This is a genomic window from bacterium (assembly GCA_022616075.1).
Taxonomy (GTDB): domain Bacteria; phylum Acidobacteriota; class HRBIN11; order JAKEFK01; family JAKEFK01; genus JAKEFK01.
Genome location: JAKEFK010000053.1, coordinates 1 through 4,444 on the forward strand (window position 1 = coordinate 1; position 4,444 = coordinate 4,444).

A 4,444-nucleotide genomic window follows, 5' to 3' on the forward strand; every position below is an offset into this window, starting at 1 on the left:
CTTCGCGATGGCCTCTTCACAAAATTTCTCAAGCCGGATTACGTGCTGGCGCTTCACAACAGCGCCTCCATGGCAGCGGGAAATGTTGGCTGGGTGGAAGGCTATACTCTGGCTGGCGTGGATACGGTAGACATCGCGATTCGAGGAGTGGGCGGTCATGGCGCCTGGCCCGCAGATACGAAGGATCCGGTTGTGATCGCAGCAGAAACGATCATGGCGCTGCAAACGATTGTCAGCCGCGAAGTCCCACCTGGCGAAGCAGCGGTTGTAACCGTTGGCTCGATCCATGGAGGAACGAAACACAATATCATTCCTGATGAGGTAAAACTGCAGTTAACTGTTCGTTCCTATAAGAAGGAAGTCCGCGCGATTTTATTGAGCGCAATTGAGCGGATCACAAAAGGAATCGCGCAGGCTGCTGGCGTTCCCGCCGGAAGAGAGCCTGTTATCGATTTCCATCCGGATGCGTATTTACCGGCGACCTATAACAATCCCGGGCTTGTTCGCAAAACTGTTCCTGCATTGGAAGCGGCTCTCGGAAAATCAAACGTACTTCCAACGATACCGGTAATGGGCAGTGAAGATTTCAGTTTTTACAGTCAGGAAGATTTAAGTGTGCCCTGTTTCATGTTCTGGCTCGGCACGGTAAAGCCGGAAAGAATTCAATCAGGGGAAAAGCTGCCTTCGCTGCATTCCAGTCAGTTTGCTCCCGTTCCCGAGCCAACGATCAAAACCGGCGTCAAGGCAATGACCGCCGCAGTTTTGAATCTAATGAAGTAGGTTAACAAAGTGGCGCGGGCGTCTCGCCGGCGAGCTTACGCAGACGAGACGTCCGCGTTACTTTGCTAATTTACCTGCTCTTCATTTACACTTTATTCCATCGAAACAGTCTTCCTCTAACTTCATCTAAGAGGAAACAAAATGTCGCGAAAAGAAAAATTCAAAATAAAAGACTTTGTGATCACTGTCGATGATGGCAGTTATCTTGTGGAAGTGGATTGGAATAGTGAGGACATGGGAACGGACCACTTTCAGGACTTGCCTGCGTGGATCTTTCAATCCAGATATGCAATCTGGCTAACTGCCGGTGATGCCCCGATTCGTGTAAGGGCGCTGGAAGGAGAGCAAATCAAACAAAATCTACTCAAACAATACGCGATCTCGTAGTTTTTGAACAGAAGGTCGCAAAGAAAACAAAGATAAAAAATCCTTTGCGTTCTTCGCGTTCTTCTGTTCAAGTTTTTTTTGCATTTTGTTCAACGACCGCCGCCAAGTCTCCTACCGTCCTAACATTTTTCAAGTCGTCTTGCATTAAACGAACCCCGAATTCTTCTTGAAGTTCAATCACCAGTTCCACAAGTAAAAAGGATTCAGGAACAAGCGAAGTCAGGATGGCTTCATCCTCGATATTTGCCAGCGGCTGATTCAGGAAGGCCGCTATTTTCTCGCGCACTTTCTCCTTCATCGCGGTCAGCTCCTTTTCTGGATTAAATGCGCAATCCGGTCTTCATGTTCCTGCAAGGTTTTTTCGTAGACTTCCTGGTCCGCCTGCCAGTAGCGTTTCATGGTTTTTTCGATCGTCTCTTTTCCAAATTCCGGAACAAGATCTCGAAGCGCGTCACCAATCCACTGAATATGCCATCTTTCATCCACCATGATCTTTTGCAAAGTCTCAAGAATTTCTGGTTGTAGATTCGGCACTTGACTGTGCCTGGCGTACTGATTGATCACGCGGCGTTCGAAGACCTGCGTAAGGGAAAGCACTTCCATCAAATTAGCCGGCATTCCGGCCGCGGACAGATATTGATCTTGATAAGCCTCCAGCAATTTGCGCGGTTTTCCCCCGAGTCTTTCGATGCAGTCGGTCCAATACCATGCGTGCAAAGCTTCATCCGAAAAGTGTTTCGTCATGTCGTGCTGGATCGGCCCGGGTTTCAAAGATCGTGCGAGTCGTCCAAAAAAAAGCGCTCCACTGATCTCCGAAATCCTGTAGTAGCTCAGAATCCACAGATCGTTGTCGTCAATCATTTTTTCCCCATCGTGTTTGAACAAGATAGCGGCAGGTGTTCTTGATTAGCTCCGCAGGATCAGGAGCGTTGTAGGTTTGCAAAACCGAACGTAAATTAGAATTCTGCACGTCCTTACTAAGATAGAGTTGTTGGGAAAAGGGGGCCACACTGGAAACCGCCTGATGAACCACTCCGCCTGCAAACTGATGGACGGCATCCACCAGCAGCTTGAAAGATTCATTGTCCGAGTAAAGCGGCTTCAAGATTCGACGTTTCTTAAAATCTTCTTGTTGTTCAAACACTTCGAATATTAAATCGATTAATTCGCTTAAAGTAAGGGACTCATTCTTAGTATGCGATACATGGTAGATGGTTCCTTGTTCAGGAGTATGCATCAATTCGTAGGTTGCCTTCGTGACAAAGTCTCCGGTGACGAAATAGAGAGGCGTTTGGGGTTTCCCCGGGAGAATCGAAAGGAGCCCGTAATAAATCAATTTCAGAGTATTGTGAAAAGCATTTTGTTGAAACACTTGCCCTTCTGTGGAATCGGCAATCACAGTTGCCACGCGCAATATTTTCGATGGCAGGTGCGAGTATTGTTTCGATAAAAGCTGTTCGGAGCTCCATTTGGACCATTCATAATAGTTGCTGAATCCTTCTTCTCCATCCCACAGCTGTTCCGTGATTTCCCCGGCCTGCAAACCGGATGCATAGATGGTGCTCAGGAAAACGACCTGGTTCAGGTTTGGACAACTCTCCGCAAAGCGAAGAAGCTTTTCAGTGCCTTCCACATTGACTCGCTGCGCTGTTTCACGATCGACATTGAACCGCGTAACGGCTGCTGTATGAAGAATCGTACTGATCTCTGCAGAATCGATTTCAGCAAAGGGTTCCTCCGACAACAGATCGCCGGCGTGCAAGCGAAGCCGGCCTCCCGTTTCACAGAGTTCGTGGCACAATTCCTGACCCTTTGCTTTGAATTCGGAACGGTCCTTCGCTTTGATCCACAGCTGTACAGGGATGTCAGATTTTTCGAGAAATTCTCGCGCGATTCGGCGACCGAGATAGCCATATCCGCCGGTAATCAGAACACTTTTACTCAGCACTCAACACTCATCACTTTGGCACTAAAGTGGGCCAGGAGTTTTCGTCCGGTCCAAAATGCGAGAGAAACGCATACATCCAACGCTCGATTCCGAAGGCAACGCACCCGGAAAATGCTTCCTTTCCTTCGTACTTTATCCGGAAAGTTTCGCCAAAAAAATTGCGATGAAAATTGATGGATCCAGTTGCGAGCCGGTTATCGAAAAGTATTTCCGTTTTCACAGGGTCCAGAATCTGAGACAAGTATTTTGGATTTGAGGAAGGATTGAAAAAAGGATCTGTTGCTTCGACCCATGCGACCGGCAGTGAAATAGAAGCAGTAAACTGCTCGACAGTTTCCCGCATCTTACTGAGAAATGTCTGAACATCTTCACTGCTGCCAAGGCAAACAATTTCCCGCATCGAAAAATTCCATTGTCTCTGTAATGGAAGATAGTGAGTCTCCTTTCGAAAACAGTTTGCGCGAGTCGTGAGATAGTGTGGCCGGTCGAGGCTTTGTCCTTGAAGCAGGATGTAGAAGTGATAGCACGCTGCCGGTGTCAAGATGTCCTCAACCGGAGCGGTGTCAGTTAAATGTAGATGTTTCTCCTGTGGTCTCCCGGCGAATTCCAGCAGATTATTTTGTTCGGGTTTCAACGTCACCGGGAAAGTGATTAAATGTGGGAAGGAACGGAAATAATCAAGCTTTTGCATCTCAGCGGCGGGGATAAAAGCAGGAACGCGATGCTCCAAAGCATTCCAATCTCCAGCCCAAGTCAGGAAAAGAGCGTCGAGTTTACGATAAAGCTTCAATGCGGAGCCGCTAAGAAGGCTCTGCCCATTTTCCATCCACCGCAAACCAGGTAAATAAGTAATGTCCCAGAACATACATTTATTATAGGTCGGAAAGAGTTTGCAGATTTAAACTCAAAAGATTGACGTAATGAAAAAGAAATTATATACTGACGATTCGGCGGGGAATCCAGAGCAGCCATCGTAGGCTGCAATGTTGTTTTACAATCTGACTCTAAACTAAATGAAGGAGACTCCCCGTGTATCCAAAGCAAGCAAAGCCTGCATTTCTCTTACTTCTATTCATCTTCATTTGCTCGTCAATCTACGCTGCCGTTGAGCCAAAGCATGAATATGAAAAGCCCGGGTATAATCCGGGACATGCTTACGACGGGATTCTTCCGGAAGAATCCATCAATCTATTCACTGGCGGATTGCAAATCTCGCAACGCGATATCCGTGTCTAACTTTGAAGCTTTTGATAATTTCTCGAAGCTAATAACACGCACTTATAGCAGTAAGATCTACAGACAGGAAACCATTAGTGGTTCTTGCAATCC

The 4,444-nt window shown here is 47.2% G+C and carries 7 protein-coding genes; 3 read left to right on the forward strand and 4 right to left on the reverse strand.

The features are described 5' to 3' along the window. Both L0156_04610 and L0156_04615 read left to right on the forward strand, forming a co-directional pair. A partial coding sequence (locus tag L0156_04610) for an amidohydrolase (GenBank protein ID MCI0602274.1) occupies positions 1–780 on the forward strand: 780 nt, incomplete at its 5' end. A 141-nt stretch (positions 781–921) separates the two neighbouring features. Continuing rightward, positions 922–1,167: a hypothetical protein gene (locus L0156_04615; GenBank protein MCI0602275.1), complete on the forward strand. Its 246-nt coding sequence runs from the start codon at positions 922–924 to the stop codon at positions 1,165–1,167. Between the two features lie 67 nt (positions 1,168–1,234). On the opposite strand, the gene L0156_04620 is transcribed toward L0156_04615, so the two are convergent. From L0156_04620 to L0156_04635, 4 genes are read right to left on the reverse strand one after another with little or no spacing between them, the layout of a single operon-like run. Continuing rightward, positions 1,235–1,465, reverse strand: coding sequence for an acyl carrier protein (locus L0156_04620; protein MCI0602276.1), 231 nt, complete (start codon positions 1,463–1,465; stop codon positions 1,235–1,237). 5 nt (positions 1,466–1,470) lie between these two features. After that, positions 1,471–2,028, reverse strand: coding sequence for a ferritin-like domain-containing protein (locus tag L0156_04625; GenBank protein ID MCI0602277.1), 558 nt, complete (start codon positions 2,026–2,028; stop codon positions 1,471–1,473). Further along, the gene (locus tag L0156_04630; protein MCI0602278.1) at positions 2,021–3,115 is read right to left on the reverse strand and encodes an SDR family oxidoreductase; all 1,095 of its coding nucleotides are present in this window, start codon (positions 3,113–3,115) and stop codon (positions 2,021–2,023) included. The genes L0156_04625 and L0156_04630 overlap by 8 nt, the downstream gene beginning before the upstream one ends. A 10-nt stretch (positions 3,116–3,125) precedes the next feature. Next, positions 3,126–3,980, reverse strand: a complete 855-nt coding sequence (locus L0156_04635) for a hypothetical protein (GenBank protein MCI0602279.1) — start codon at positions 3,978–3,980, stop codon at positions 3,126–3,128. Between the two features lie 164 nt (positions 3,981–4,144). Here L0156_04635 and L0156_04640 point away from each other — a divergent pair, with 164 nt between their 5' ends. Further along, positions 4,145–4,351: a hypothetical protein gene (locus tag L0156_04640; GenBank protein MCI0602280.1), complete on the forward strand. Its 207-nt coding sequence runs from the start codon at positions 4,145–4,147 to the stop codon at positions 4,349–4,351. Positions 4,352–4,444: the final 93 nt, after the last annotated feature.